Source organism: Pararhodonellum marinum, assembly GCF_015354735.1.
Taxonomy (GTDB): Bacteria; Bacteroidota; Bacteroidia; order Cytophagales; family Cyclobacteriaceae; genus Pararhodonellum; species Pararhodonellum marinum.
Genome location: NZ_JACEFJ010000011.1, coordinates 65,399 through 92,079 on the forward strand (window position 1 = coordinate 65,399; position 26,681 = coordinate 92,079).

Genomic DNA, 26,681 nt, shown 5'->3' on the forward strand with positions numbered 1-26,681 from the left:
TGTTTTTTTGATTTCCCCACTTTCAGCCCTACATTAACTTATGACTCAGAAAACCACACTTTCTGCAACCTGTCGAAAGTTGTTAAGGTCGGACTTTACACTTTCTAATTTTGAGGTCAAACTCAATACCGCAATTTTCCCAAGTGGTAGCCGCAAAGGCGGGTTGTCTAAATTTGTGATATCATAAATTGCTTTTGCTCCTTTTTCCGGGTCACCTTCCTGCATTCCGTTTATCTGTTTCATCCGTTCTTTAAATACTCCTGCTGTGCTGGCGTAATCGTCAATAGCAACCTTGGCTTGTTGGAATGAAGTACCGGCAAAATCAGTCCTAAAAGGACCGGGTTCAACAAGGGTTAACTTAATACCCAATGGTGCAATTTCCTGTGCCAACGCTTCACTAAACCCTTCCAAAGCAAACTTGCTCGCATTGTAGATCCCAAAACCTGCAAAGGCTTTAAAACCACCGTGAGACGAAATTTGAATGATGTGTCCGCTTTTTTGTTGTCTAAATAAGGGCAAAAAAGTCTGTGTTAGCTTTAATGTGCCGAAAAAATTAGCTTCAAAAACATTTCTCACCTCTACCATGCTCGTTTCTTCTATCGCACCTGCAAAACCAAAACCAGCATTGTTTACCAATACATCAATTCTTTTAAATCTTTGTTTGATGAATTGAAAGGCCTCCTCAATTTGTTCGGGTTTTGTTATGTCTAAGACCATCCCTAAAGCTTCGTCCCTATATTGACTGTTAAAACTATATGCCTGATTTTGATTCCGGAATGTACCGATTACAAAATCGCCCTGTTCAATCACGGTTTGGGCAAGTGCTTTGCCCAAACCGCGTGAAATACCTGTGATAAACCAAACTCTCTTTACCATACTGTTTGTACTGAAATGGGTTGGGCCAAAGGAAAATCAATTTCAAAACCGGTCAAATTGTGCATGTAATTGCTGATGGTTTTATCACCAATTACAATGACCACATCGATCATATTGGCTTCTGTGTAGCCTGCATCAAAAAATGCCTGTTTACTTTCTTGGCTTGCTTTCCCTTTGTTTGCAACAATGGATGCCGCAAATTTGACCAAAGCATCCAATTGCCTGTCAAATGAAGCGATACCTTTTCGCAACTCCATAATTTGCTCCTCTGTAAAGCCATTCATTTTTCCCAAGGCCGTATGGGCCGCTTGACAGTATTGACAGCCGTTAATTTGACTTGTCACCAAATTGATCACTTCTCTTTCTTTGGCCTTAAGCGTTGATTTGCGGTTTTGCAAAGCCAGATAATCACTTAATGCCGTTTCGTTTTTGGCGTAATACGCATACAGGTTAGGCACAAAGCCCAGTCCTTTTTGCAGGTGATCAAAAATGGCTTGGTTGTTTTCAGATACTTCTCCTCTGTTGGGAACTGTGAATGTTGTCATTGTCTTTTTTTTAATGATTTAATGGACAATGCAAAATTGGGATGAAACCAGGCAGGTTTGTTATGACCAAAGCTACCTTGTCCGGTATTTTTCGGACATTTCGTTTCTAAAGTCTTGAGGTGTCTGTTTGGTGATGGATTTAAAAGTCTTTGTAAAATAGGAGCTGTCGGTAAAATTCAGCTCAAAAGCAATTTCTGAAATGGTTTTACCTGTAAAAGTCAGAAGGCGCTTGGCCTCCAGCATACTTCTTGCCCTAATGATTGCCGTGGCTGTATTGCTGGTGATTTCTTTACAGATTACATTCAGATGATGTTGAGTAATGTGTAATTGTTCGGCATAAAATTTTGTTGTTTTGTTTTCCCAAAAATGAGTTTCTAAAGCAGTCTTGAATTTTTTAAACTGTACAAGGTATTTTTTAGAGGTAATGGGTTGCCCGTTGATTTCGATGTGGCGTTGCACCTGCGCAAGTAAAATGTGTAGAAATGCCTGAAGGATTGCAGGATTTTTGTCTTTTCGGTTATGCTCCGTTTCAATTTGATGAACAAGATGTAAGATTTCGCCAAAATCTTTTTTGTTAAATTCAATACAGGGGTTTGCATACAGGTTGTCCAAGAAGCTAAGTTCAAACAGCGTATCCTTGTTGGTCCGATTAAGAAGATAGAAATCTTCCGTGAATAATATCGTCCCACCGGATAGCGGTTTCCATTCTTCAAAATGGTGCACTTGATTGGGCGAAATAAAAAATAAGCTGTTTGGCTTGACTTCATATTCGGTATAGTCAATGATCTGTTTGCTTTTGCCTTTTTCTGTCCAGAGAATTTCATAGAAACTATGTTTATGAAAGTCGTCCACATTGGGTTCATTCATTTTATCAAACCGAAGCAGTTCAAACGCTGTGTTGTTTGTCGGCTGATTGATAAAGTGTCCGATGGTATAAAATGGAAAGATGCTTTTCATGCTGTAGATTTCAAAATAGGTTGGTTTGATGTATCGGATTTAGCCTGAAAGTCAACGCGTTGGCAGCTACCCTCAGGGAAGAATTTTTAGCATTGAACTTCCTACGAAACACTCCTTATTTTACAAAGAGCTACCAGTTCTTTCACAGTAGGGTTCAGGTGCTGTCGGATAGGCTTTTTGACCTCTATGTTGTTATGGCATAAATGATTAAGGTTGCGATTGTTATTCCCAAAGCGTGGGCTGATCCGGTAATTGCCCCAAATACCAAAGGCTTTTTCATGGTCGGAATCACCGCATTTGTAAAGGTAACAGCCATTGCAAATCCAATTCCAGTCAGCAGTCCTAATGTGAATGCCCCATTCCAACTATTTACGTTTAGCAGGTTTATTAAAATTGCTATTGCGACGGAAGTTGTGAAACAAGCTATGGAAGGCACTATAAAGTAAATTGTCGTCTCTTTCCAATTTTCCGGTCTGTTAAAACCCATTGCGTTTTCCCATTTTTTTCCAAAAGCAAATGGTCTGTGCCAAATGCCACTAAAAGCAGCGTAGGCAATTGTTGCAACCATTACTGCTCCCCAATTGAGATCTGTCCATATTGCATTCATATTTTATCTAATTTGATATCATGGCTCATTTTTTAAAAGTAAGCTTCCCTAATGGAATGGTTCCGGAACCATTGGGTGATATGCTCATGCTGTAATGAAGGTCATGTTCTTTCCAAAAAAGTCCTGCTCTTGGTGTTCCCTCTGCCTGATAAGAGAGCGTGGCCACATAGAAAACATGTTCTTCCCCGGAATGAATCGTTCTTTGCAGATGGGCAGCCTTATGAAAGTTGTTGTCCAGAAAGGATTTTATTTCAGTTAGGCCATAGTTATACGATGATAATTTATCATAGGTCAAGGGATCTGTTGGCAAAAACAATTTTAAGTAGGCGTCTGCCGGAGTAAAAATAGCAAATGAATCAGTAGGAAAATGAATATCCAGTTCCAATGAAGCATTGGTCTCATTGATTATCCGGGTCCAAAATACAGCAAATGCGTATCGCTTTCCCAATGAATCAACATATTGCGTGCCATCAGGTGCAATACTTCCACCTTTTGGAAAGCTGTTCTGTATGGTTATTCCTTTTCCTGTGGCAGATGCATAGGTCGTATCTGAATAAATAAATCTTTCAAAATCCTGGTTTTGTGGCAGTTGCTTGAGGCTGTTTTTTGCCGGGGCTTCTATCTCAGAATCAATAGCCTCCTCAGCTGTCGTAGAATACCTGTTTTGTCCACAGGAACAAAGCCATGTCATTGCCAAAATCGATGCAATAAAACTTTTACTCATATTTTTGCTTGATCACAATGGTTTAATCCTTTGAGAGGCAAGAATTTTTCAATACATAATTTCATTAGAAGCACTGCATGCCCCGAAAAGGTGAAAGCTTAAATTAGCCAAAGAACCGCTACGATTAGTAGATGCTGCAAGAACCAAATTTTTCTATTTACCATCTCTATTTGTAATCCCTTTTACTTTGTTATCAGGTAAACGAGAGTATAATCCACTTACTTTTTTAGGCAATGCTATCATATATTCAATAATTATATTTACTAAATCGAATAATTGCTCAACCATTTCTTGATCATCAGTATCAATTTGTCCAGGATGAACAGCGTCAATTCCCGTAACACGAACAATATCCAATGATTGTTGAACAATTAAAGGAAGTCCTTTTTTAACAAGGTTTCCAATATCAGCATTGATATTCTTCCCATTTTCACCAAGTTCTTGACATAACACTTGAATTGAAAGTCTCAACAAAGCCGCCGCACCTTTTGGTGATTTTGAACTAATTGCTGCCGCCTCAATATAAAGTTTTAATACAGGTTCAGGCATTTCAGGGTTTGGAAATGGAGCATTTCCAGTGTCAGGAAAGTACATTTTGTCTTCAACCCATATGGTCGTCTTCTGGCAGTGATGACACGTCCCTACTCTTAATGGGTGAATATCTTTATTGGAATTGGGTTGGTCGCCCGACCAACGTTTCATCCACCAGTCTTGCTTTGCAATCGCTCCACAATGAGGACAAGTGAATGAACTTAAAAAAACCTGAGGTTGAATATATTTCATATTTTTAAGTTCTACTTTCTGTCTTCTTAATTGGCATTAACCAATTTGAATACCTGGAAAAACCATTGTAGCTTTCTAGGTGTATGAGAATAAGTCTAATTTCTTTTTCGATAAAGGACCCTAACTTTCAAAAGAAATATTTTTTGTTCATTCCACTGCCATTAAGAAACATATTATGACAGATTAATAGGTTAGGGTCAAAAACCTTCATCGATGTTTGTTAAGTTATTTTTATATTCAACACTTAACCTACCATTAAATGTACATGTTGTTAGGATCTGGATTTTTCGAAATATCAATACCTTTTTCTTTAAATATTGAAGGTACTTTCCAACTATATCTGATGTCAAAGTACATATTGAAAGATGCAAGCCGGTTTTGAATAAATTGTTTTTGTTGATGTTCATTTTGAAACTTTTTCTTTTTCAATGTTTTACCATTAATCAAGTTTTGATAATCATCTAATAAAGTATCCAACTTATATTTACCTGATTTTAACTGTTCATGCATTACAAATAAAGTGTCAATATGAATGATTGTTGGATATCGTAATTTTTTTGTTGACAAACCTGATTTTTCAATTTTATCTTTTTCCAAATCAAACCAAATGTTAATAAGATTATTTAAACCCATAATATCCAATTGTCTATTATGCAATAAGATAATAGGATAAATTTTTAATGATTTAGGTTTATAAGAACTGTCTAATTTAAATTCATTTTTAAGAAGAGTTTTTGCAAAATTTGCTAATTGGCGAACAGCCTTTGGTGATTCCTTTTTCCCCTTAGCTTCAAAATATAATTTTGATTTAAGTGCTTTCTCGTACTGTTTAAAATCATAACTTTCCTTTACATCAGATCTAATAAATACATCTTTTGATTCAAATAGAAATACCTTATTCCCATTTCGTATGTAATAATCTGGAACACCAGGCGTGTTCATTTGATCTCCAGAAAGCTTGAAGTATTTTTTGGGATAAGTTCTTTCAATAATTTTGTAAAGCAAATATTTCTCTGAAAACTCATAAGTGATTAATTGCCGAAGATTAATTTGTAATTGCTCATCAATTGAATCATTTATCTCTTTTAAAATAAAGTATAATCCATTAAAGATTTTCTCAATTGCAAATAGTGGGGAAATAACTCGGTAACTTGATTCTTCTATTTTAAACAAAGGATTTGCTCGTAGTGTCAAATAGTCATTCTCGCTTTTTTTGTAATCAATGTCATTAACAACTAGCTTATCAAGAAAGTCAATATTTGATTGATAACTCTCATCCTTTAATACATTAATTGTAATTGAACCTTCCTTTTTAGGCGACATCACTAGAAATGCAAAAGGCAATAATTTCTGAAGAAAACCTTTAAAATCAATTACATTAAACCTTTCAAAAAAACATTTTAAAAGTAACTCAGCAGAAGCTTGTTTAACTAGAAATTCAAATAGAAATACAGCTTTTATAACCTGTCCAATAAATACTGATTTAAGGTTATAATTTGAAATGTCAGAAGTAGGCAATGAGGTGGCTATGGCTAGACTAATAAATTGTGGATAGTTTTGAAAATTCTTTACTGATTCGATAATTAAATCGTCATTTTTATTTAACTTCTCGTTTAAAGCAAGGTAAATTTTAAACAATAATTTTTCGAAATCTTCATTACTTATTTTATCAACATTTCTATTACTAGATAAAACTGACTCAAATAATTTTAGGCTTGTTCTGGGGTTTAAAATTCCTGTTTTTGTAGATTTGGATTTATTGTAAAAAATTATCTTTTCATTGATCTCGTTTGCAAATTCGAAATTTTCTTTCCCAAACCATTTTGAAAGTAAACTGCTATGGTTTTCAACCAAATCACTACCGGAATGGAAACTAGTCAAATAAGAAGTTGCATCTAATAATAAACTTTGAGGAATATTCTCAATTCGATTAAGATAATCTTCACTATTTTCTGTATCAAAAATCTTTTTAAAATCTATTATTTCCAGTGCTTTTATCATATTTATGAAATGCCATATGTTACCTTGTGCCAAACGTGAAAAATCTTTGCATATTTAATATTTAGCAATAAATCTAGTTTTTTAGTCCATTAAATAATTCAATTTTACAAACGAACTATCATAAAATTTTCAATCCATTAAATGAAATAATTTGAAATGATTTCGCCCCAGTAAATCCTATTAGATTACTTAAAAAAGTTGTAATCTATAAACCTAAACAAAATCTTCCATTCAAAAAATACTAAATCCACGGTATTTTTATATTTATCAAAATAACAAACGATACTCTGGCTTAATAAACCCGCTTAACCTGACAAGGTAAGACTCCGAAAAAGTAAATGGTGGAATTGTTCTAAAGGCAAATGATGAGTAGTAGTTGAGGTTAGCAAGCTATTACTCAAACCTATCGTGTATTGGTTTCCTTCTTTTCAATTCATAGATGTAACAAGGGGTTTCATCAAATACCCTTTCTTCGACAAATTCAAAACCCAATCGCTGATAAAATCTATGTGCTTTGGTATTCGATTTTAAAGGGTCAATTAGAATTCCTTCTACCGCTGGATCTTGAAAGCATCTTTGAATGGCAAGTTCCATCATGGTGGTTCCATATCCTTTGTTGAGGTTACTTTCCTCCCCTATCCAAATATCGATAGCTCTCAGGTTTGGCTGCACCTCTCCCCAATAATGCGTTTCCTCCAAAAACGGGTCAATGATCTGTAAAAATCCGATGGGCGCTCGATTCAGTTCAGCCACGAGCTGTTCTCTCCAGGGAGGGTTTCGGTTTAGCTCTATTTCCCAGTTCCAATCCTCATCCGGGTCACAATCAATCACATGTTGTTGCCTGTCCCAATGTTTTACCAATTCAAGGTCATTGATAGTCGCTGGTCTTAATTTTATCATAGGAATGGTTTTATGATTGGACAGCATTTTTCGCATTTATAAACCCGCGGGAAGTTAATAGCCTCACCTTACGTTGCGCATGTAAATTTAATAAAATAGCCAAACCAATTTCATTCCCTGAGATGCCCCACTTGCGGGTACCCGCCGTCATTGGGTTGTTGTTTTAGTCCCTCTAAATCCACCCCAATTCTTTTACGGTCAGTTCACTTTCCATGGTTCCTGTATGCAAAGTGGCTTTTGGTTCAAAGAGCAGGTTAAATACAATTTCTCCATTTGTATGGGGTTTGTGTTCGACACCTTTCGGAACAATTAGAATTTCTCCTTCCTTAACTTCGACTGTTCTTCCATCCCGGAAGTCCATCAAGAGGGTCCCTTTAAATACCATAAAAAGTTCGTCTTCGTTTTCGTGACTATGCCAGACAAAGTCGTCTTTGAGTTTACAAAGTTTCACATATTGTCCATTGAGTTCTCCGATAATGTGGGGTGTCCATTGTTTTTCAAACAATGAGAACTTCTCCATAATGTTGATAGCCTTGATTTCCTTCATATTCTTTCATTTAACGCTAAACCCTATAATTCCTATACACGATGTTTTGGTGTAGTTTTTTTACGCTGACGTTGGTTTTCGTTCGTTTTTCTACCAATAGCTTTAAGCACTTCCATTGTGGTTTTGCTCCGTCTGAAAATGCTTTGTAAAAACTTGGACCCTTCATTCCATTTTATTCTCCATTGTAGTTATTCCGATGGATTTTGCAATATGTCCGAAGGCTACTACCAAATCAGAACTATCTCCATCTTCGAGCACTATATTCAGAGATTCAGCAATCATTTTTTATTTCTGTTCCAAACATTTTTCGGTTTCTCGACATCATTTTTTTGAGTTGTCCGTGTGTAATAGGTATGCCCCTTTTTAATCATTTCCGAAAAGGAACTAGAAGTCTTCTTGACTGACCGGATTTTTTGTTCTTTTAAGATTTTCTTTCGTTCCAAAAAAGATGGTGTCCCAATGAGCAAATAATAATGCCCAAGCTGAACTTTCGTCTAATACAGTCAAGTCATCACTGCCGGCATAGTAAAATGAATCAAAATGTTCGATTAATATTTTCCACGGCACCATCACTCCTACTTCTTTGCTCCAAGAAACCAATACATTTTTATCGACTGGAATACCCCTTTGGTAAAGCCAATTTTTTACTTCTTTTTCATTTCCTTCTAGAATATACATGTGTTCAACTTTTTGGAAAAGGCTTTTCTTGAATGGTTCATCTGCATGAAGCTCAGTACTTCTAATGTATTGATGTAAAAAGTCAGCGGCTTCATAACTAAGTGGCTTTATCTGGTCAAGATTTGACGCTGGCAAAATGTCATATTTTTCTTCAGTAAACCGCCATTTTAATTCAAAATCATGCATTTCAATTATGGGATTTTGAATGTTTGCAAAGTTGATAGTCATCAATAAAATGTTTTTAAGAGCTTACCTATAACGCAGAAATAATCTGGTTTCCCACTAAAGGCTCCAACCTTCACCAATTACTGGAAAATATTTTAAATACCTACTAACTGAAGGAAAAAAAGGCATTTACCCAACTAAGTCCTTTGTTGAACTTTGATCTAACACTTTTTTTATTTAGAAACTGATTCCTACCTTCAAATCACCAAGCGGATATATGGATGAACCATTTTCTTCTACACGAGGCCATTGATTGGTATTAACAGGCACATAGCCCATTCCCATTTGTCCAATCACATAAAATCCTACTTTCCTGTTTTTGAGGAAATCAAACCTATAACCCAAGAAGGATTGCGAGAATACAACGAAAGCATCATAATCATTACCGGTTACAAGGCTATTTCGGATACTGCCTCTACCCAAATTGATTACCTGTTCAAGATGCAAACCCTTCCAAAAATATTGTCTTACCGCAACAGATGCCATGAATGCGGAGTACGCTCCGTCTTGGTTAAAGGATTCACTGCCTTTGGCGGCCGAATAAGGCTGTACCAATAGACCCAAACCCAATTCGGTCTTGAACTTTTTTTCTACATTTAAGGCATAGGTTACTTTGCCCTGGGAAATCCTAAACAAACCATAGCCAACCGGGCTATACTCAATCCCCCACCTTTTGCTTGCCACTTCTTTGGTTGTTGTTTCCTGGGCAGTGGCAAAGTGGAAAGAAAATACGGTCAGAAGTGACAAAAGCGTTGTCTTGCTTTTAAACAACTGTTTGACCAAATGCCCTTTCCAGAGCCATAAGCCTGAAAAAATCAACAGTGGGAGTAATAAAGCTTTTACCAACAATTGAATGGAAGCAAGTTCACCAATGGGTGAATACACATAGGCTGCCAAAAACCCACCTATGATTAGGTGTAGGAACGTAACGGTTTTTCTTTGTTCTCTTGATTTCATAACTTATAAATTCAGATGTGAAACTTAATAGAACAAAGGTGAAGATTCCTTTAAGGGATAGCATTCACATAGGTGAACTAATACTTTTTCCCCGAAATTTCTGCTTTTATCCTACTCAGACTTTGTGGCTTGACGCCCAAATAGGAAGCAACATAATGCTGTGGGATTTTCTGTAACAGGGAGGGGTTCTTTTCCATTAATCGCAAATAACGGCTTTTCAAACTATCCGTTTGATATTGCTTTAATCTGCTGGCTGCACTTAAATAGGCATTCTCAGCCATAATTCTTCCAATCTTTTCAAATTTGGGATATAAATCATATAACATGTAGATATCTTTTTTTTCAAAACAAAAGACGGTTGAGTCTTCCAAAGTTTCAAAAAAGAAAGGGCTCTTTTCATCTTTAAGGAAACTTTCAAAATCAACTACAAATTCATTTTGAAAAAAGAAAAAGTAAGTAAAATCCTCACCGTCAATCAGCCTGTAAGACCTGACAATCCCACTTTCCAGAAAGTACAACCTGTTAAAAACCGATTCGCCCCTAAAGAATACCGTGCTTTTAGGCAATGCCATTTTTTTGGCGACATTTTTCAATGCGTCTATCTCTTCTTTGGAGTAGTTGCCTATTTTTAAAAGTAACTCTTCCAATGGTCAATTTTTTGAACTTGTTGGCAATTTTAGATTCTTTTCTTCAAAGTTCATCCCCAAAACGTCTTCTAATTGTAGCGACAGTGTACCGATATTTTTTGTCCACTTGTTGGTCATTGTCTATAATGATTTGCTTTGATATTCTTTTCTGCGAGTGATACGGTTTCTTCTATCCGCTTTCGCCGGGTCTCAGCTTTTTTGGCGTTCATTATCCATTCAAGAATCCCCCTTCTTGATGACCGTGCAAAGTTCTCCCAATTTTCGAATGCAGGTTTGTTCTTTGAAAAAAGCTCCTGCAAATCATCCGGAATTGTCAAATTATCTACTTCATCCAACGCAGTCCAAGTCCCATTCTGCTTGGCAATTTCTATCATCTTAGTTCCTGCACTTTCCATAAGTCCTTGCGCGATGAGTTTGTCGACTTTTTGTTTGTTCACTTTACTCCAATTGCTCTTAGGGTTTCTCTTTGCAAAGAATTGATAGTAGCTGTTTTCGTCCCGTTTGTTGGGTTTGCTGTCTATCCAACCAAAACACAATGCCTCATCCACCGCTTCGGGGTAATAAACACTCTGTATTTCGCTTTCTTTCCTATAAATGATAAGCCAAACAGATTTTTCTGATTGGTGGTTTTCCTCCAACCATTTTCGCCATTCCATTCTGGTCTTGGCGTGAAAAGCCTGAATGCCGTTGTAAATTTCCATTACCAACTTAAAATTTCTTCAAAATTAAACTAGTTTTTACAGGTTTCATTTCTCCAACAATTATCAAACTTGCATAGGTGGCCCAAACAACTGGAATTGCAATTAAGCCTCTCTCCTAATAATAGGTAAAAGTTTACTCGATAAACCTACTCAGTCATTTCCAATCTCAATATACAAAACACGTGGTATTATTATCCTGCACCATTTGTTTTCAGCTAAATTACAAAGAATTTTTAGCCCAACCCTCACTAAAAAATAGTTTAAAAAAAGCGGGTGTGATCCCGCTGTTCCATTCACATCAAGTAAATTTTCATGGTTTTAAACCTCTTTCAAGATTTTTACCAATTCAGTGGGTTTGGCAAAATAGGGACTGTGTCCACTGTCTATGGTATATACTTGCTTCAAAGTGCCGTTGGCTTGAATCATGCGCTCTTGATTGGCAGTACTCACCCCTACATCTTTTGCTGTTTTCACATAATACTTTGGGATGGCGCCAAAGTTAGATTCCGTCAAAGTAACTTTACCCTGAAAAGGAGCCAAAGGTTCCGCCTTATGTTTTTCCAGCACCAATTGCTTCACATCATCCGTGCAATCATCTGCAAATACTTTTACCGCAATGTCAGGCTTGATGGTAGAAGCTGAATAATCCGGAAGAAAAACCAAATTAGGGCCTATTAAACTGCCCGCATCTGTTGCTGAGAGCGTCTCGATATCCTGCCCGTTTGCAGGCAGATAAGCGGATACATACACTAATTTTTCAATTTTTGCAGGTATATTTTCTGCCACCTGTGAAATCACCATCCCTCCCATACTGTGCCCGACCAGGATGACCTTGCCTTCCTGTTGGTTTATGATGTCGGTCACCACATCCACATAAGTTTCAAGGGTAATGCCGGCTACAGGGGTGTTGTCATCACCATGTGCAGGCAGGTCAAATGTAATTACTTTTGCCTCTTTACTTTCTAAAGCGGTTTTTACCTGATCCCAGGCAAATTTACCTGCCCATGCGCCGTGTACTAATACGTAGGTTTTCATTGTTTTTGGAGGTTGTTTTTTTGAATTGAACGCGAAGAAAACAGCGGCTGAGCACAGAAGCATAGCAGCGGCTAAAATTGTTGAGTTTTTCATACTGATGTAGATTTTAATTTTTGATAAACTTGATGTGAAAATGTTTTGGCATAGGTCCTCTTAGATGATTTTTGGATTTTTAATCCGATCTCCATTCCTATGAAATGTCGGTTAGTTGTGCGCCTGATTAATGGAATATTGAAGTATACCATTCCACTGCCTGATCAACAGTTCTGTCCAGTATTACCGGATCCTCATAATACTGAAAGTGACCGGTTTCGTCTTCCCATTGCAATTTCTTTTTACTAGCAGGTACTGCTTCAAACTGTCTTTTGGCTACAGCAGGCAGAAAGCTATTGTCACTATGGATCATCAAATAAGGTTTTTGAAGGTTTTGAGCAGCCGAAAAAGATTCAAACTCCAATAAAGCAGCATCACTCATTTTCGGATAGTTATTAACCCAGATGCCTTTATTGGCCCATTGGATATACCAGTCATAAACAAATTTTCCAGGCATCCCAACATCCATCCTTGTTTCGTCAACAGCCGGCACATTTATGACCTCTCCAGTTTCCTGATAAGTTTTTAAGGCATCCCTGCCTTCTGCAAGGCGCTTATCTAAAGCATCCTCAGTGCCCATCCACTGAATATCTCCTTCGCGATCTCGGTAATGACCTGCTACTGTTACCAATCCTTTAAAAATATCTTCTTCCGATACCGCTCTTAACATGGCTGAACTTCCTTGGCAAACAGCAAACCCAACCACTTTTTCTTTATCAACCATGGGTAGAGAACTTAGATAATGTGCAGCAGCCTTAGCGTCTTCCACCTTAGCAATGGGATCTTCTAATTCTCTTGGCTCTCCTGAGCTTTCTCCACGATAGCGAGGATCAAAAGCTAAGGCCACCATGCCTTTATTGGCAAACCTTTGTGCGTACTCTGTTGGAGCTTGCTCTTTGGCAAAGGTCATTGGGCCCAAGATAGGTGCTGCAGGATAGACTTTCCCCTCTTTGTAATCAGTAGGCAGATATAAATCACCTACCAATGTTTCGCCACCACTTGTGAAAGTCACTTTGTTTTTACCAGCTTTAAATTCTACTTTTCCTGTTATTTTTTCCATCGTATTTTCATTTAGATCTTTATTGTTATCAGAGCATCCCATAATTAGCGTTACTCCAAGAATTAATGTTAGAAGTTTCATGATTTATCTTAATTTAAATGTTTATGAAAATGCTTTGAGATAAGATTGCGATAGATTGACCTGTTCCTTTTTGTAGTAAAAGTCCAGTAGGATTTGTGTATGATCCCCGTAAGACCAAAACCATTGTCAATAAGATGGATCGTTGTGTTTTCAAAATAGTCACCATTTGATTTCTGCTTGATCTCTGAAAAACTTTCCACTTGGCCCGCCATCAGGCAATTGTGCAGCCCACACTATCCCCTCAGCTCCCTGTGCCGGGCTTTTGGGTGCAGATGGTCCTCCCATTTCAGTTCGAACCCAGCCTGGACAAACGGCATTGACCAGAATCCCGAAGCCTTTCAGTTCACCTGCCGCTTTAAGGGTAAGCATGTTTAGGGCGGCTTTAGAAATGCTGTATGCCGGTGTACCGGGAGTGAGGGATGAAAAGGAACCCGCCCCACTCGACACATTGACGATTCGCCCGAAATGGTGCTTTTCCATCAAGGGGTAAAAGGTCTGTATCATTCTCCAAGGACCCATCAGATTGGTTTCCAACGTAGTGGCAACCTGTATCAAATCTGCATTCAGGGTTGATTGCCAAGTATCATAATTGATCGCCGCGTTATTGATCAGTATATCCAATCGTCCAATTTCCCGGGAGACAAACTTCTCCAGAATAGCGATGCTTTTAGGGCTAGTTACATCAAGGGGATGAAACAGTACTTTTGGAGACAGGCCGTTAAGACTTCTTATTGCTTCATTGCCTTTTACATGGTCACGGCAGGTAAGGATTACCTGATGGTTCTTTTCTGCCAACTGCCTGCACACCTCCAGTCCTATACCCCGATTGGCTCCTGTTACTAGAGCTACTTGAAATCCATTCATAGGTCCTCGCTTTTGAACCCTTTATACTCTAATCGTGCCATTTTTATATCTATTTGATATTCAATAACTTATGTAAAAAATTAACAATTTGATAATCACAACATACTGGGAATTCACAGGATGAATCCCAATATTTAAGGAAACAAGTTTTATGGATTTCAGTAGAGAAAACAAAACAGGTAATAAATTCACTGTTGGTGAATTGAACCAACTTTTGGAAATAAACAAGGCCATTACCGAAGCGAAAACCGCGGTTGAACTTTTAGCCTCCATTCGTGAGAAGGTAAGTCAGCTAATTCCTTTTGATGATACAGGTATTTTGATTGTTGAAAAAGATGGCATGTATCACTATGATATGGCTGTAAATATTCCTGGCTGGGACGATTCAAATGCAAACAAAAAATTACAGGAACATACTGATTTAAAACGCATCAAACACCCAGGTTCCTATTTGGAAGATGTGATTAAAAGACTTGAAAAGAGCAATTCACCCATAATTGAAGATTATAACTTACGCTTAAAGGAATTCGATTATCCATTTTTTGAGATTCTTGAAGAAGTTGGTTATAAGGAGGGCTTGGTTACCGTATTAAAATCAAATGGTATTACCTACGGAACTTTTTGGCTCAATAGCCTAAAAAAAAATCATTTTAAACAGGAACACTTCAATTTATTTGAGGCAATAGCAGCACAGGTTTCGGTTGCTGTAGCCAATATTCTGGCCCAAGAAGAACTAGTAAATGAAAACCGTACCAAAGCCATCCTTTTGGATATCAGCGAGCATATTGCAGCTATTGACAACAGAAAGGAATTATTTACGACGATTATCAATGAAATAAAACCAATCATACCCATCGATGACACGGGTATTCTTGTACTAAATAAAGCGGGGACCCATTGGCAAGACTGGACGAATATTGAAAATTTTCAGGAGACTGATGCGGCAAAAAATTTAAACCTTGCAGGTTTTACGGATTATATTCCTTTGGATCACTTCACAGAAATAGCTTTTAATTCCACAGGAATCTTTTCAATAAAAGAAGTGATTGAGGCAAACCATCCATTTGCTACCATCATGACTGATGCCGGGTTAAAAGAATTTATGTTTACACCATTAATATCTCATGGAAAAACAATAGGTTCCCTTTTTTTTGATTCACAAACACAAGGAACTTATTCACCTAAATATTTTGATACATTCAAGGTTATTGCCAATATGGTTGCCTCGGCTGTTAGCAATATTTTGTCCAATGAGGAAATAAAAGAGCGGGAAAAAGAAAAATCACTTCTCCTGGATATCAGTAATTCAATTTCACAAATCAACAATAAGGTCGATCTATTAAAAAGCATCAATGAGTTGCTGTGGCCAATATTTCATCATGATGATGCCGGTTTTAGTATTGTTGATAAAGACCATAAATACTTCATTGATTACCACAATTTGTATTCTCAGGAAATACCCTATTTGGAAGAGGCCAAATTTTTCAATGGAGAGGTTTATAAGGGGGTTTACAATGTCGAAGATGGAACCATTCCATTTCCTGATTCCATTGTAGAACATTACATGTATCGTAAACCGGAAATAGGTAAACTTAAAGATGTTTTATCCTTAAACCGGAATACTGACCTTTTGAAATTGGAAATAGAACATGGGTTGGTTTACTACATCTGTTCTCCACTGACAACAGGTGGAAAAACTTTGGGCTTATTCAACCTCCTTTTTAAGGAAGAAAACAAACCTAATGCCGCCTCATTAAGCCTGTTTACGCAGATTGCCGAAATTATGGCACTTGCATTTTCTAACATTTTAGCCAACGAAGAACTATTAGAAAGGGAAAAAGAAAAAGACATACTGCTCAACATCAGCCAAAAACTAAGCAACACAACCAAAGCAGATGAATTGTTGCAGGTCATTATCAGAGAAGTGAAACCCATCTTCAATTTTTATGATACAGGTGTTTTAGTCATTGACGAAAATGCCAAGGGGGTTTATGATCTTTCTGTAGTATATCCGCACATCGACAATTCGGAAGTAAATGATTTTTTGAATAACAAAGGTTATTACAAAGACAACCAATTGTTACCCCTCAAAAATTCAGTGGTGGAATGGATCCTTCAACAGTTTGACACAAAAAAATTACCCATTGTGTTTAACTACCAAAAGGATTATTCTACCTATTCAGACGGTCATTTATTGGAAGACCTAAAAAAAGGAGGTTATATTTCTGCATGGATGTGCCCTTTGGTTCAGCGGGGAAAAATCTTTGGGGTATTTAGCCTAAATTTCACCAAACATCAAACAATCCCAATTGAAAAGGAAACGCTTTTATTGGCACTTGCAGATCGAATTGCATCTAGCCTTGCCAATATATTGACGAAAGAGGAAATCCTTGAAAGTGAAAAAGAGAAATCTGTTTTATTAAGCTTGAGCGAATCAATCGCAACTATCCGAGATACAAATGAACTTTGGAAAGTGATGATTGAAAAGGTCAAACCAATCCTTGGATTTAAAGCCTCAGTTTCTACAATTTATTCGCCCGATTATTCGAAATACTGTTATTACCTTTTTTCAAGTGATGTGGTGTCCAACGAGCTTCCGGAAAATTTAAAGAAACTTTTTCATGTGTACGTACCCATAAAAGATACTTCTGATGAGTGGGTTCTTCAGCAAGGTGATGTCTGTACCCTCACCTTGGAAGAAAAAAAGCCCTTAGCAAGATCAAACCCAGAATCAATAGAAATATTGAGAACTGCCGGAATTGAATTTAACCTATATATCAAATTAAAAGTTGGGGGTAAAATAATTGGTGTCCAGCATTACCATTTTGAAAGCAGAGAAAATATCGCAGAGAAAACAATTTCCTTGGCACGATCTATCACAGATTTAATTGCTATTGCACTGGCGAATATCCTTGCCAATGAAGAAATACTAAAAAGAGAAATTGAAAAATCAAGACTTCTAAAAATTTCTGGCGCCATCTCCAGGATCTCCAACAAACAAGATTTATTAAAAGTCATCTACGGAAATATCACCCCGGTATTTCCTTTTGATAGTGCAGGACTATTTATCACAGATCTAGATAGAGATGTGATTTATGAAGTTTTAGATAGCCATGCATATCCAGATGACCTCCAACAGGCACTTGAAAATTCCAATGACCTCGGACCCTGGAAACTAAGCGAATCAAATATTGATAGTTGGTGGATGAAGGAAACAATTGTTATCCGTTCCATGGAAACTGAAGCTGAACTATCCAAAGGGAGTTTTGCCGAATCACAATTTAATGCGGGACTTGCCTATGGATTAAAACACTTTATCGGTGGTCCCATGTATGCCAACGGCAAAAAAATCGGTGCAATTTGTTTCAATTCCAAGCAGGAGAACTTTTACTCAGAAGAAAATTTGTTTATGTTTCAAAGTTTGAGTGAGCAAATTTCTGTTGCCATTGCCAATATTCTTGCAAATGAAGACATCACCAAGAGAGCAGAAGAAAAAGCACTCTTGCTGCGCCTGAGTACAGAACTCTCATTAAAGAGAAGTATTCATGGCGTCACGGCATTGATATTTGAAAGGATAAAATCACTGATCAATGCAGAAGGGATTGTCCTGACATTGCTTTCAGAAGACAAAAAAAGCTATAAAGCAGTACAGCATGAATCAAGCCCTGAAGTATTGGCTATCTATCAAGCGGATAAAGAATATAGGGGCAACTTCAATAAAAATGTTCCACTTCATCTTGATCCATTTATATCCGGAGAACAGGTATTCGAGAAAAGGCTTCCCTTTTATGCCAAAGTAGCAGATATTTTGAAAAGCCACCCAGATCACGCTTGGGCAAATTTGATGCATAAAGCAGGTACCGAAAGTACCACCGTCTATGTACTTAGACTCAATGAACAGCCTTTTGGAGCCATGTTCTGGCATTGGCAGGATGAACTTGCCAATCCGGAAGATATTTATCCCATGATTCAAGGTATAGGGGATTTGGTAGCCATCACCATCTCCAATCTTATTTCTTCATCTGAGTTAGAAGAACGCGCAAAGGAAATAGAATACCTTAATCAAAAATTGGAGGAGCAGAATGCTTACTTGGAAGAAGAAATTCTGGGAAAATACAACTTCGGTGAAATCATTGGAGAAAGTCCTGCCCTGCAAAATATTTATCACAACATCAAGCTGGTATCGAAAACCGATACTACGGTATTGATTACAGGGGAAACCGGTACCGGTAAAGAATTAATCGCGCGCGCCATACATGAGGCTTCTGATCGCAGAGGCAAAACATTAATTAAATTAAACTGTGCAGCCCTTCCTGCCCAATTGATAGAAAGCGAACTTTTTGGACATGAAAGAGGGGCATTTACAGGGGCCATAGAGCGTAGAATAGGCAAATTTGAACTTGCCCATGAAAGCACCATCTTTTTGGATGAAGTCGGTGAATTGCCTTTGGACCTTCAAGCAAAGTTACTTCGTGTGCTTCAGGAAAGGGAACTGGAAAGATTGGGAGGAAGCAAGGTGATTAAAACCAACGTAAGAGTCCTTTCTGCCACAAACCGGGACTTGCAAAAGGAAGTTCAGGCAGGAAAATTTCGTTCTGACTTATATTATCGGCTAAACGTGTTCCCTATTCACCTTCCACCCTTGCGGGAAAGAAAAGAAGACATTCCCCCTCTTGTGCATCATTTTCTGGGTAAGTATCAAAAAAAATTAGGAAAGCAGGTGGCAGGTGTATCCAATAAAGTGATGACCCAGCTGACGAGTTACCCATGGCCGGGCAATATCAGAGAACTGGAACATGTTTTAGAAAGAAGCTGCATTTTGAGTACAGAGCGAATCTTAAAAGAAATCCATCTTCCTAAGATTCATCAGGACAGAGAAAACTATGAAGATAATGGGCATCTTAGCACGCTTGCCGACAATGAAAAAACACATATCCTAAAAGCGCTTAAGCATTGCAACTGGAAAGTCAGTGGGCTAGGCGGAGCTGCTGAATTGTTGGACTTAAAACCCAGTACGCTGGAGTTCAGGATGAAAAAACTAGGAATCAGGAGGCTTCACCAATAATCAAAATGGCGACCACAGATGAATAAAGTCCTCCTTAGCTTATTGTTCATTTTTCTGAGTGTGTATTCCCTGAGAGCACAGATCAATGAAAGTGATACGGCTCAGATTCAGTTGCAACTTCGTTCTGGAGGTTCATTTCAAACCGGTAATGTCGAGCTAATACGCATTGCCTCTCAGTTTGATTTTTCATCATGGATTTCTCCAGCTTTTGTTTTCAAAACCCAGAACAACCATCTCTATCAGGAGATTTTCGACAACAAAGCAGATGATGACTTGACAAGTAGAAACTATCTTTATTATAAGCCGCTGAATAAAGTTTATCCTTATGCCATAGGGTATATTTCCACCAATTTTAGAAGGAATATTGACTTGAGAGCATTCTATGGTTTGGGATTGACTTATCAGCTCCTGCAAAAACAAGCGCATAATATCAAGCTCTCTTCAAATCTACTTTATGAAAAATCAACGTTTACGGATAGGAATTTCAATTTCATCGAATTTAACGGAAACAACCAAATCAAATCATACTGGAACACCGTCTATTTGAGCGGATTCCATGAATTCAATGAGAATTCGTTAAAGCTAAACTATGAAGTTTATTGGCAACAATCGTTGGAAAAGAGGGTAAATTATAGGTATCATATGGTTTTCGGCCTTGACCAAAAGCTGATCAAATCCTTTTCATTACAGACTAGAATAATCTATGCATTTGAAAATGTGACCAATTCCCGTGTAAAGCAAAATGATTTACTCTGGATTTGGGGGCTTTCCTACATTTTTAAATCGAATAAGCAACCTGAAAAATACTAAGGCAAGTGGCTGACCTAAGGACCTGAATTTTCCCGAATATTTTATTAAGGAAAGTGTATCAAAACCTCTTTGCCGCATCGCTTTCCAAATCATTGCTTTAAGGTCCTCTACCTCAAACACCAGCCACCCCAAGAATGGGAGTATGGCTATTTAGTCTTTTTTCTTCTTTCAGAATAGGTAGAATCCAGGTAAGCATAAATTTGCTCAAAGCTTTCTCTGTTGAACCGGGTGTTCACATGGTGCCACTTACCGCTTTCAAGCTCCATATTGATGGAGAAGACCTTACCTATCCAAAGGAAATTTGCTTCTTGGATGTTCCAGCTTTTAAGATCCTGATTTAAGTTGATTTCTTTTTTCTTCATCGGATAGTGAAACTCCATCTGATCTCCCAACAGCCTGATATCCGAACTTCTCCTTGTGAAATATGCCAAAGGAAAAAATATCAAAGCAATCAGGAAACCTACGATGAATACAGCTATAAAAATTTCCATAATTTTTTGTTTTATTCCAATAAAGGTAACGTAAAAGAAGGTGGAAAAGGTTGTAATCCTTTTCAATTTTTAGCTTGTTTATACAATTTATAGCTCCGTAGGAGCGACCGGTCTAATAACCGTGGGTTTTAAATCATGGAATTGCGATTAATTTACTTTTTTAAAGTGCTTTAGGCACGAACGATCTTCCGTTCTGAAAACATTTAGCTCAGCCGTTTTCAATGGTCGTCTTTTTGGTCTGGTAAACTTACCGTCAAAATTTTTGGCTTGCTTTAACTGGTTTGAAATACCTTATTTCCTCTGTTCTTTTGGCATGATTTATAATAACCAAAAGATCTAGCCGGGAAAAAAACCTTCCACCCACAAGGCCAAACGCACCCTCGGTTTTCCGGCCACCCACCGCGCATTCTATAGAATGATGGGGCTCTCACCATCGCGTCATGCTGAGCCTGCCGAAGTCCTCCTGACGGAATGGCAGAAATACGAAGACCATTCGCTCCGAAGGACGAAGTCCCTTCGGCGAGCTCAGGGTGACGGTAAAGTTTTAGGTGACGCTTCGAAAGATCGAAGACTCTTCGGCGATCCTCTACCTCAGGCAGGCAGAGTGACGAAAAAACATGGCTTTTCCTCCGATATTCTGTTTATCTGTTTTCTGGTCTCCCTACTTTCAGCTTTGAGTTTCGAGCTTCCAGCTTTTATTCTTCGGTTTTCCGGCCACCCACCGCGCGGTCTGTGGAACGATTTGACACTAAGATTGTGATTTTAGTTTGTAATTGGCCCACTTCCAGTTGTTCCCCTGATGTTCTAATATCCTCTTTATCTTTTTTTACCCACTTTCAGCTTATTTCTTTTAGCTTATGATCAGTTTTCCGATACCCTGTTTCTCTGCTTTCAGCTTTCACCTTTGAGCTTTGAGCTTTTTCTCTGATATCCTGATTTCTTAATTTACTAGCTTTCAGCTTTGAGCTTCAAGCTTATTAACCTTCAAAAAAAATCTCTTCCATTTCGGGAAGTAGTTCTCTGGCTATTCTTCTAAGCTGAAAAAAAACCTCCTAAACTCTGGGATCGTAGGTACTCAAAAATTCTTGGACTGACATTTCATTTATTTTATTCGTTTGATGATGAATTTGGTAGATACAAAAGCCGATAAAACCCAACCGATGATCAGGTTGATCCCAGCACCCATAGCGTAGATGGCAGGAACTCCCCACCAATTCATCAATTGCCCGTAAATGGCGGTAACGGCAAGTAACCCACTGATCGTAATGAGAAGCAACCTTTTTTGATTGGGAAGTTCAATGGTCAGCACAAGCATAGCTGCCAAGAACAAGGCGACAATAAGCTGGGTAATTATCTCTTTGATAAAATAGTCACTGGCACTGTAATAGCCCACAGGTTTGCTGATGATCCAAGAGAAGGTTTGGTCGGTCGTCAAAGTGCTGATTTTGTTGACAAATTGCTCGTCAAACTTATCGGTTGTCAGGCTATTGGCAGGAACTTCAATAAGATCGGCGGTCTGAAAACTTTCCGTCTGCTGTTCAGATTGCGAGAAAACACTTTGCGCAGTGGGCACACCCCATGGAAACATTTGGGTCAATCCGCTCCAAAGGAAAAGTATCACGGTGGATACGAGGGTAGAAAGGATGATTTTCTTGGTCATATCGTTGGAATTTTGATTGAGAATGTCACAAAGATAAATTATGCCAATGAGATAAGCTTCCTCAATTCTTCCACACTTTCTTTATAAATATCACCAACATGTCCCATATTTTTCTTCAGAAAATCTTGGGCACCGGGAAAGTCAGTCCAGATTTCTTTGAGCCGGTTGGTAATCTGACTTCCTTCGGTTTGTTCAATCTCAAAGGTCCAATCATCAAAACCAAGGTCATAATACATATGCCCTTTGATCGTATCCTCAGGTTGCCTAAGGTAGAAAAACGGCGTCTCGTTTACCGCTGCAATGATTGGGGAATGGCATTCAAAACTCAATACTGCCAATGCCTTTCGGTACACAGAGGCCGCTTCATCAGGAAACCAATAGCCTCTCTTCAACACAAATGGCTTGATGTCATCAGGCAAAGGATCGATTAATAATTCATCCATGATATCTACCTGATAGGTCATTTCGGGACACACCAGAACTTTGTTACCGGTTTCTTTGACATAGGCGATCATGGCTTCCCTCAATTTGGCATGGTCTATCTCTTTCTTTGCCGCATTGACGGTTTCAACCTCATTGATTTTGGCCTCAGACCAGCCGTTGTTGTTGGGATTGAATTGGTGATAGGGGGTAAACCTTAATCTCGGGATCACACATATAAATTTCCTGTCCTCCAGCCCTGCCTCTTCCAAAAACCGATCACCTTTTTTATCGTCTCTGATATCCATAAAAAAGGTGGCATCAGGAGCGAACTTGATATGTTCGCCCTTGATGCCTACTTTTTCAAGATGCTCTATGGAAATGGTTTCTCTCGTATAGATAAAACTTGACTTTTTTAAAATGTGCTGATGGTATTCGCTGGGGCTCTGAAGCGTGGTTCCAAAAACCCCAAATGGCTTGTCGGTATTTTCCATCCAGAATGACAGGTTGTCCGCACCCACCAACATAGGTCCCGATCCATGCACCATCACATCTGCCTTTTCCAAGGCTTCCATGACTTCGGGATTGTCTACATTTTTTTCCTTATCGACATTTCCGTAAAGGATGTCCACCTTTGGAAAATTCTTTTTGAGGAGTTTTCCCACCTCTTCACTTTTGCTTCTTTTCCACAGGATGATTTTGACTTCCGGCATATAGGTTTGGAATACATTCAGCAAACCAGGCGTATGCGCGATATCTCCAATGTTTACATCTTGCCATCCGGACACCAATAAAATGGTTTTGCCCTTTAAAGAATTGCTGTGTCCGCAGCTGGAAAACAGCATATCTGAAATCAACAGGGAAGCGGATATAGTCCCGATTTTACCAATTGCTACTCTTCTTTTCACGTTTTAATTCTTTTCATAAACATACCCAAATATCCAACATCTTTTCATCAGCTTTAATATCTCATTTTAGATGCAATTTAATCTAATGTTTCAATTTCAAATAATCGTCCTTCATACTTGCTGTCTAATTCGACCTCAAATCCCGATTTTTCCATTTCTTGACCGGTCAGGCTTTTAATCAATTTTCCATCTAAATTTCTGACCTGATACATTTTTTCAGGTGCAAGGTATTTGACCAAAACCTTTCTGTTGGGATCAGCCGCACCATGTCTGAAAACTCCCACGATCCCGCCGCTTTTGGTATCGGTATTGATCCGTTGAAAGCCGTCCCAATGTCCCTCCATCGGCTCGCCAAAACCAAACAGATCCTGCCTGAAGCTCATGATGCTGTGCTTCTGTTCCATGGCTTGGAGCCAATCCGCATAGCCTCGGTACTTAATAAGGTCCTCTTGAGACAATTGTCTTGGATCGCCAAGCATGATTGGTAAAGCCCCTGCGATGGATTGGATATGCATTTCCCATCCTTTGTCCTGCATCTGTGGATTGCCGATGACAAGGGCTGTGGCGGGCATGGCAGGCGACCTCCACCAAGCCATGTTCCTGACCCGTAAATCTGTCTTCTCCCCTTTGGTTCCATCATAGTTGGACAGCCAATTCCCTTCCGCATGCTTGAGCATGGCAAAATCGATCAGTTGCAAACCTCCCATGGCTTCAAATGTACAGTCGATAAACAAGTCGGGCTTAGCGGCATGAAGCGCATCAAAAAGCTCCCACATGCGCTCATAATTCACATACAGGGATTCATGGTGATCCTTGTGGTGATCATGGTCTTCTGCATAGCAACCGGATACTTCAGGATTAAACACATAGGCACTCGATACCACTGCAAAATCAAGTTTGAGGTATTCCAAACCATGATCCAAGGTCAATTCCAATAAGATATCTTTGATGTAGTCTTTCCAGCCGGTACTGAAGCATGCCGATCTGATATCGGTATCATCTATTTCTATATGGAGATTGCTGAACTCCCCGTCTTTTCCTCGGACAAACCATTCCGGATGTGCATGGTAAACCTTGCTGTCCGGAGCTGCACTACCGACACTGATCCATAATCCGGGTTTCATGCCGAGGGATTTGATGTAGTCAAACACGGGTTTGAGGCCATTGGGGAACTTGGTCTTATCGATGCCCCAATCCCCATAATTGTTTTGCCAGCCATCATCAATGACAAATTCCTTCATCCCGGCAGCCGCTGCGGCATCAGCCAGTTCCATGATCAGCTTTTCGTTGATATCTTTCTTAAATGGTTCCCAGGTATTGTACACAAAAGTGGGCTTTTCATCCAATTCCGAAAGCCGGATCCTCATGTGTTTCCTCACAAAATCCGGTAAAGTCAGGCTGAGGATATCGTTGGGTTCCCGTTGCTTGTTGTAAACCATGGTAAAGACCTGAGGTGTTTCAAAAGTTTCGCCGGGTTTGATCCATTTCCGAAAGGGAAATCTTGCCTCTTTATGCGTCAGTCCTGCTGAGATTTCCGGGGATTCCCAAAACACAGAAGTTCTTTTCAAGACACCTGTTGCTTCATTGCCAATAAGTATCCCTGCTTCCCAATCCATGTTGTGGACGATAAGCAATGCATCCTGCATATTGCCTTCATAAGGACCGATGGACTTCCGTCTGCCATAATCACTGTACATCCAACTGAATGTGGTAGGCAGATAACCGGTAACAGAAAACCGCTCCACATCCACAGATTCCAAGGCAGCTTCATTTGGACCAAGATTTTTAACGGTCAGGCTTTTTCTGATGACAGGAAGATTGGGATAGAGCAAAAATTTTACAGCCACCTGAAGTTGGTCATCGTGGCTTTGAAGCGTGACCATAGCTCCGTTTCCCTCAAAGGAATCCTGTGCAGTTTCAATCCCGATCAGTTTCCATTGACTGTTCCCCGAATAGAGTTCTTCTCCAAATTCAAATTGGAAGTCAATGTTATTAGTTGTAAAATAGTTGAATTCACCGTCAAGTGGTTGGTAGGCAGTTGTGATAAACTTCCCATCATTCGTTGGTAGGGAAATGTTTCTTTCGACGACGCCGTTGTTGAGCATCAATTCGCCATCCGTCCATTTGGCATATTGGGCAAATGATTCCACATTGAAAATTAAGGATACGGCCAGTATGGACAGCAGTTTTTTCATTTTTTCAGACTTTTCAAATATTCCATGCTTTGAGGGACTTGCTTGTAATAAGTGGGGCTTTCATCTTCAATGTAGTAATGCTTCACATTTGCTTTTTTTGCAGCGATCAGAATCGCCGGAATATCCAATTGGCCAGTTCCCAATGCCACATCATTTTTCACAGGAGTGCCACCTGATAGGTTTCCGTCCACTCCTTTTTTCAGGTCTTTCAAATGCATCAACTTGAATCGATCTCCATATTTTTCCAAATAGTAGACCGGATCGGCTCCAGGGAAGAATGTCCACAAAATGTCCATTTCGAAGCTTACATAGTTGGGGTCGGTTTTTTGGATCATGAGGTCAAAAAGGGTCCCGACTTCATGAGGGTGAAATTCATAACCGTGGTTATGGTAGCAGAAAACAAGATCAAACTTGTCTTTCAGGATTTTCCCAGCCATATTGAAATCAGCTATTGCCTTTTCAGCCGCAGCCAAGTCAAAAGGAGTATCATGGGGAATCCAGGCCACACGGACATATTTTGCTCCTAATATATTGGCATCTTTTCCAACCTGATCAGTTTTGTTCATCAAATCTTGGTAGCTCACACCAAAGGACGAACAATACATCCCTCTTTCATCCAACATAGCCCGTAGTTCAGCAGCTGATTTGCCAAAAAGATTGGAAAATTCCATGTCTTTGATGCCCATGGCCTGAAGGGTATCCAACGTCGCCGCTACATCCTGCTGGAAGCTGTTGCGATAGGTATAGGATACCATTCCGGGAGTGTCGGGAAACAGTAGGGTTTGTGCCGCTGTGTTTCCAAAGAATAAGAGAAATGCCAAAACAGAAAAGGTTAATTGCTTGATCATCAT

At 38.9% G+C, this 26,681-nt stretch carries 24 protein-coding genes; 2 read left to right on the forward strand and 22 right to left on the reverse strand.

Going from position 1 to position 26,681, the window contains the following annotated elements; translation table 11 throughout:
* Positions 1–45: 45 nt before the first annotated feature.
* From H1A14_RS17745 to H1A14_RS17820, 17 genes are all read right to left on the reverse strand, one after another.
* Entirely contained in the window at positions 46–876 is an 831-nt protein-coding gene (locus tag H1A14_RS17745) for an oxidoreductase (RefSeq protein ID WP_194777632.1), read from the reverse strand.
* Positions 870–1,421 (reverse strand): carboxymuconolactone decarboxylase family protein, encoded by a 552-nt coding sequence (locus H1A14_RS17750; protein ID WP_194777633.1) that lies wholly within the window; start codon positions 1,419–1,421, stop codon positions 870–872. The genes H1A14_RS17745 and H1A14_RS17750 overlap by 7 nt, the downstream gene beginning before the upstream one ends.
* A gap of 72 nt (positions 1,422–1,493) precedes the next feature.
* Complete coding sequence (locus H1A14_RS17755; protein ID WP_194777634.1) at positions 1,494–2,378, reverse strand: AraC family transcriptional regulator; 885 nt, start codon at positions 2,376–2,378, stop codon at positions 1,494–1,496.
* Positions 2,379–2,562: 184 nt separating this feature from the next.
* A complete protein-coding gene (locus H1A14_RS17760; RefSeq protein WP_194777635.1) occupies positions 2,563–2,985 on the reverse strand; it encodes a DUF1761 domain-containing protein in 423 nt (140 codons plus the stop codon).
* A gap of 25 nt (positions 2,986–3,010) precedes the next feature.
* Positions 3,011–3,709, reverse strand: coding sequence for a hypothetical protein (locus tag H1A14_RS17765; protein ID WP_194777636.1), 699 nt, complete (start codon positions 3,707–3,709; stop codon positions 3,011–3,013).
* Positions 3,710–3,862: 153 nt separating this feature from the next.
* The gene (locus tag H1A14_RS17770) at positions 3,863–4,492 is read right to left on the reverse strand and encodes a DUF4145 domain-containing protein (RefSeq protein WP_194777637.1); all 630 of its coding nucleotides are present in this window, start codon (positions 4,490–4,492) and stop codon (positions 3,863–3,865) included.
* A 255-nt stretch (positions 4,493–4,747) separates the two neighbouring features.
* A complete protein-coding gene (locus H1A14_RS17775) occupies positions 4,748–6,493 on the reverse strand; it encodes a hypothetical protein (RefSeq protein ID WP_194777638.1) in 1,746 nt (581 codons plus the stop codon).
* A gap of 393 nt (positions 6,494–6,886) precedes the next feature.
* Entirely contained in the window at positions 6,887–7,393 is a 507-nt protein-coding gene (locus tag H1A14_RS17780) for a GNAT family N-acetyltransferase (RefSeq protein ID WP_194777639.1), read from the reverse strand.
* 172 nt (positions 7,394–7,565) lie between these two features.
* Positions 7,566–7,940, reverse strand: coding sequence for a cupin domain-containing protein (locus H1A14_RS17785; protein WP_194777640.1), 375 nt, complete (start codon positions 7,938–7,940; stop codon positions 7,566–7,568).
* A gap of 162 nt (positions 7,941–8,102) precedes the next feature.
* Positions 8,103–8,222 carry a hypothetical protein gene (locus tag H1A14_RS23445; RefSeq protein WP_394355336.1) on the reverse strand — a complete coding sequence of 40 codons (120 nt, stop codon included), beginning with the start codon at positions 8,220–8,222 and terminating at the stop codon, positions 8,103–8,105.
* A 102-nt stretch (positions 8,223–8,324) separates the two neighbouring features.
* Positions 8,325–8,846 carry a hypothetical protein gene (locus tag H1A14_RS17790; protein WP_194777641.1) on the reverse strand — a complete coding sequence of 174 codons (522 nt, stop codon included), beginning with the start codon at positions 8,844–8,846 and terminating at the stop codon, positions 8,325–8,327.
* A 174-nt stretch (positions 8,847–9,020) separates the two neighbouring features.
* Positions 9,021–9,800 carry a hypothetical protein gene (locus H1A14_RS17795; protein ID WP_194777642.1) on the reverse strand — a complete coding sequence of 260 codons (780 nt, stop codon included), beginning with the start codon at positions 9,798–9,800 and terminating at the stop codon, positions 9,021–9,023.
* A 77-nt stretch (positions 9,801–9,877) separates the two neighbouring features.
* On the reverse strand, positions 9,878–10,447 hold the full coding sequence (locus H1A14_RS17800) for a Crp/Fnr family transcriptional regulator (RefSeq protein WP_194777643.1): 570 nt from the start codon (positions 10,445–10,447) through the stop codon (positions 9,878–9,880).
* 113 nt (positions 10,448–10,560) lie between these two features.
* Entirely contained in the window at positions 10,561–11,148 is a 588-nt protein-coding gene (locus tag H1A14_RS17805; RefSeq protein ID WP_194777644.1) for a YdeI/OmpD-associated family protein, read from the reverse strand.
* A gap of 318 nt (positions 11,149–11,466) precedes the next feature.
* The gene (locus tag H1A14_RS17810) at positions 11,467–12,183 is read right to left on the reverse strand and encodes an alpha/beta fold hydrolase (protein ID WP_194777645.1); all 717 of its coding nucleotides are present in this window, start codon (positions 12,181–12,183) and stop codon (positions 11,467–11,469) included.
* Between the two features lie 220 nt (positions 12,184–12,403).
* Entirely contained in the window at positions 12,404–13,417 is a 1,014-nt protein-coding gene (locus H1A14_RS17815) for an alpha/beta hydrolase (protein WP_194777646.1), read from the reverse strand.
* A 159-nt stretch (positions 13,418–13,576) separates the two neighbouring features.
* Positions 13,577–14,281 carry an SDR family oxidoreductase gene (locus H1A14_RS17820; protein ID WP_194777647.1) on the reverse strand — a complete coding sequence of 235 codons (705 nt, stop codon included), beginning with the start codon at positions 14,279–14,281 and terminating at the stop codon, positions 13,577–13,579.
* A 151-nt stretch (positions 14,282–14,432) separates the two neighbouring features.
* Here H1A14_RS17820 and H1A14_RS17825 point away from each other — a divergent pair, with 151 nt between their 5' ends.
* Both H1A14_RS17825 and H1A14_RS17830 read left to right on the forward strand, forming a co-directional pair.
* Complete coding sequence (locus H1A14_RS17825) at positions 14,433–19,346, forward strand: sigma-54-dependent Fis family transcriptional regulator (RefSeq protein ID WP_194777648.1); 4,914 nt, start codon at positions 14,433–14,435, stop codon at positions 19,344–19,346.
* 18 nt (positions 19,347–19,364) lie between these two features.
* Complete coding sequence (locus H1A14_RS17830) at positions 19,365–20,156, forward strand: DUF481 domain-containing protein (protein WP_194777649.1); 792 nt, start codon at positions 19,365–19,367, stop codon at positions 20,154–20,156.
* Positions 20,157–20,302: 146 nt separating this feature from the next.
* On the opposite strand, the gene H1A14_RS17835 is transcribed toward H1A14_RS17830, so the two are convergent.
* From H1A14_RS17835 to H1A14_RS17855, 5 genes are all read right to left on the reverse strand, one after another.
* Positions 20,303–20,647: a hypothetical protein gene (locus tag H1A14_RS17835; protein ID WP_194777650.1), complete on the reverse strand. Its 345-nt coding sequence runs from the start codon at positions 20,645–20,647 to the stop codon at positions 20,303–20,305.
* Positions 20,648–21,749: 1,102 nt separating this feature from the next.
* On the reverse strand, positions 21,750–22,307 hold the full coding sequence (locus H1A14_RS17840) for a hypothetical protein (RefSeq protein ID WP_194777651.1): 558 nt from the start codon (positions 22,305–22,307) through the stop codon (positions 21,750–21,752).
* Positions 22,308–22,345: 38 nt separating this feature from the next.
* The gene (locus H1A14_RS17845) at positions 22,346–23,635 is read right to left on the reverse strand and encodes a polysaccharide pyruvyl transferase family protein (protein WP_317174905.1); all 1,290 of its coding nucleotides are present in this window, start codon (positions 23,633–23,635) and stop codon (positions 22,346–22,348) included.
* A 77-nt stretch (positions 23,636–23,712) separates the two neighbouring features.
* Complete coding sequence (locus H1A14_RS17850) at positions 23,713–25,830, reverse strand: glycoside hydrolase family 36 protein (RefSeq protein ID WP_194777652.1); 2,118 nt, start codon at positions 25,828–25,830, stop codon at positions 23,713–23,715.
* On the reverse strand, positions 25,827–26,681 hold the full coding sequence (locus tag H1A14_RS17855) for a sugar phosphate isomerase/epimerase family protein (protein ID WP_228527850.1): 855 nt from the start codon (positions 26,679–26,681) through the stop codon (positions 25,827–25,829). Before H1A14_RS17855 ends, H1A14_RS17850 begins: the two co-directional genes overlap by 4 nt.

Bases quoted from the DNA above. Each gene is read 5' to 3' on its own strand.
- H1A14_RS17745 (WP_194777632.1), bottom strand. From the start codon at position 876: ATGGTAAAGAGAGTTTGGTTTATCACAGGTATTTCACGCGGTTTGGGC.
- H1A14_RS17750 (WP_194777633.1), bottom strand. From the start codon at position 1,421: ATGACAACATTCACAGTTCCCAACAGAGGAGAAGTATCTGAAAACAAC.
- H1A14_RS17755 (WP_194777634.1), bottom strand. From the start codon at position 2,378: ATGAAAAGCATCTTTCCATTTTATACCATCGGACACTTTATCAATCAG.
- H1A14_RS17760 (WP_194777635.1), bottom strand. From the start codon at position 2,985: ATGAATGCAATATGGACAGATCTCAATTGGGGAGCAGTAATGGTTGCA.
- H1A14_RS17765 (WP_194777636.1), bottom strand. From the start codon at position 3,709: ATGAGTAAAAGTTTTATTGCATCGATTTTGGCAATGACATGGCTTTGT.
- H1A14_RS17770 (WP_194777637.1), bottom strand. From the start codon at position 4,492: ATGAAATATATTCAACCTCAGGTTTTTTTAAGTTCATTCACTTGTCCT.
- H1A14_RS17775 (WP_194777638.1), bottom strand. From the start codon at position 6,493: ATGATAAAAGCACTGGAAATAATAGATTTTAAAAAGATTTTTGATACA.
- H1A14_RS17780 (WP_194777639.1), bottom strand. From the start codon at position 7,393: ATGATAAAATTAAGACCAGCGACTATCAATGACCTTGAATTGGTAAAA.
- H1A14_RS17785 (WP_194777640.1), bottom strand. From the start codon at position 7,940: ATGAAGGAAATCAAGGCTATCAACATTATGGAGAAGTTCTCATTGTTT.
- H1A14_RS23445 (WP_394355336.1), bottom strand. From the start codon at position 8,222: ATGATTGCTGAATCTCTGAATATAGTGCTCGAAGATGGAGATAGTTCT.
- H1A14_RS17790 (WP_194777641.1), bottom strand. From the start codon at position 8,846: ATGACTATCAACTTTGCAAACATTCAAAATCCCATAATTGAAATGCAT.
- H1A14_RS17795 (WP_194777642.1), bottom strand. From the start codon at position 9,800: ATGAAATCAAGAGAACAAAGAAAAACCGTTACGTTCCTACACCTAATC.
- H1A14_RS17805 (WP_194777644.1), bottom strand. From the start codon at position 11,148: ATGGAAATTTACAACGGCATTCAGGCTTTTCACGCCAAGACCAGAATG.
- H1A14_RS17810 (WP_194777645.1), bottom strand. From the start codon at position 12,183: ATGAAAACCTACGTATTAGTACACGGCGCATGGGCAGGTAAATTTGCC.
- H1A14_RS17815 (WP_194777646.1), bottom strand. From the start codon at position 13,417: ATGAAACTTCTAACATTAATTCTTGGAGTAACGCTAATTATGGGATGC.
- H1A14_RS17820 (WP_194777647.1), bottom strand. From the start codon at position 14,281: ATGAATGGATTTCAAGTAGCTCTAGTAACAGGAGCCAATCGGGGTATA.
- H1A14_RS17825 (WP_194777648.1), top strand. From the start codon at position 14,433: ATGGATTTCAGTAGAGAAAACAAAACAGGTAATAAATTCACTGTTGGT.
- H1A14_RS17830 (WP_194777649.1), top strand. From the start codon at position 19,365: ATGAATAAAGTCCTCCTTAGCTTATTGTTCATTTTTCTGAGTGTGTAT.
- H1A14_RS17835 (WP_194777650.1), bottom strand. From the start codon at position 20,647: ATGGAAATTTTTATAGCTGTATTCATCGTAGGTTTCCTGATTGCTTTG.
- H1A14_RS17840 (WP_194777651.1), bottom strand. From the start codon at position 22,307: ATGACCAAGAAAATCATCCTTTCTACCCTCGTATCCACCGTGATACTT.
- H1A14_RS17850 (WP_194777652.1), bottom strand. From the start codon at position 25,830: ATGAAAAAACTGCTGTCCATACTGGCCGTATCCTTAATTTTCAATGTG.
- H1A14_RS17855 (WP_228527850.1), bottom strand. From the start codon at position 26,681: ATGATGATCAAGCAATTAACCTTTTCTGTTTTGGCATTTCTCTTATTC.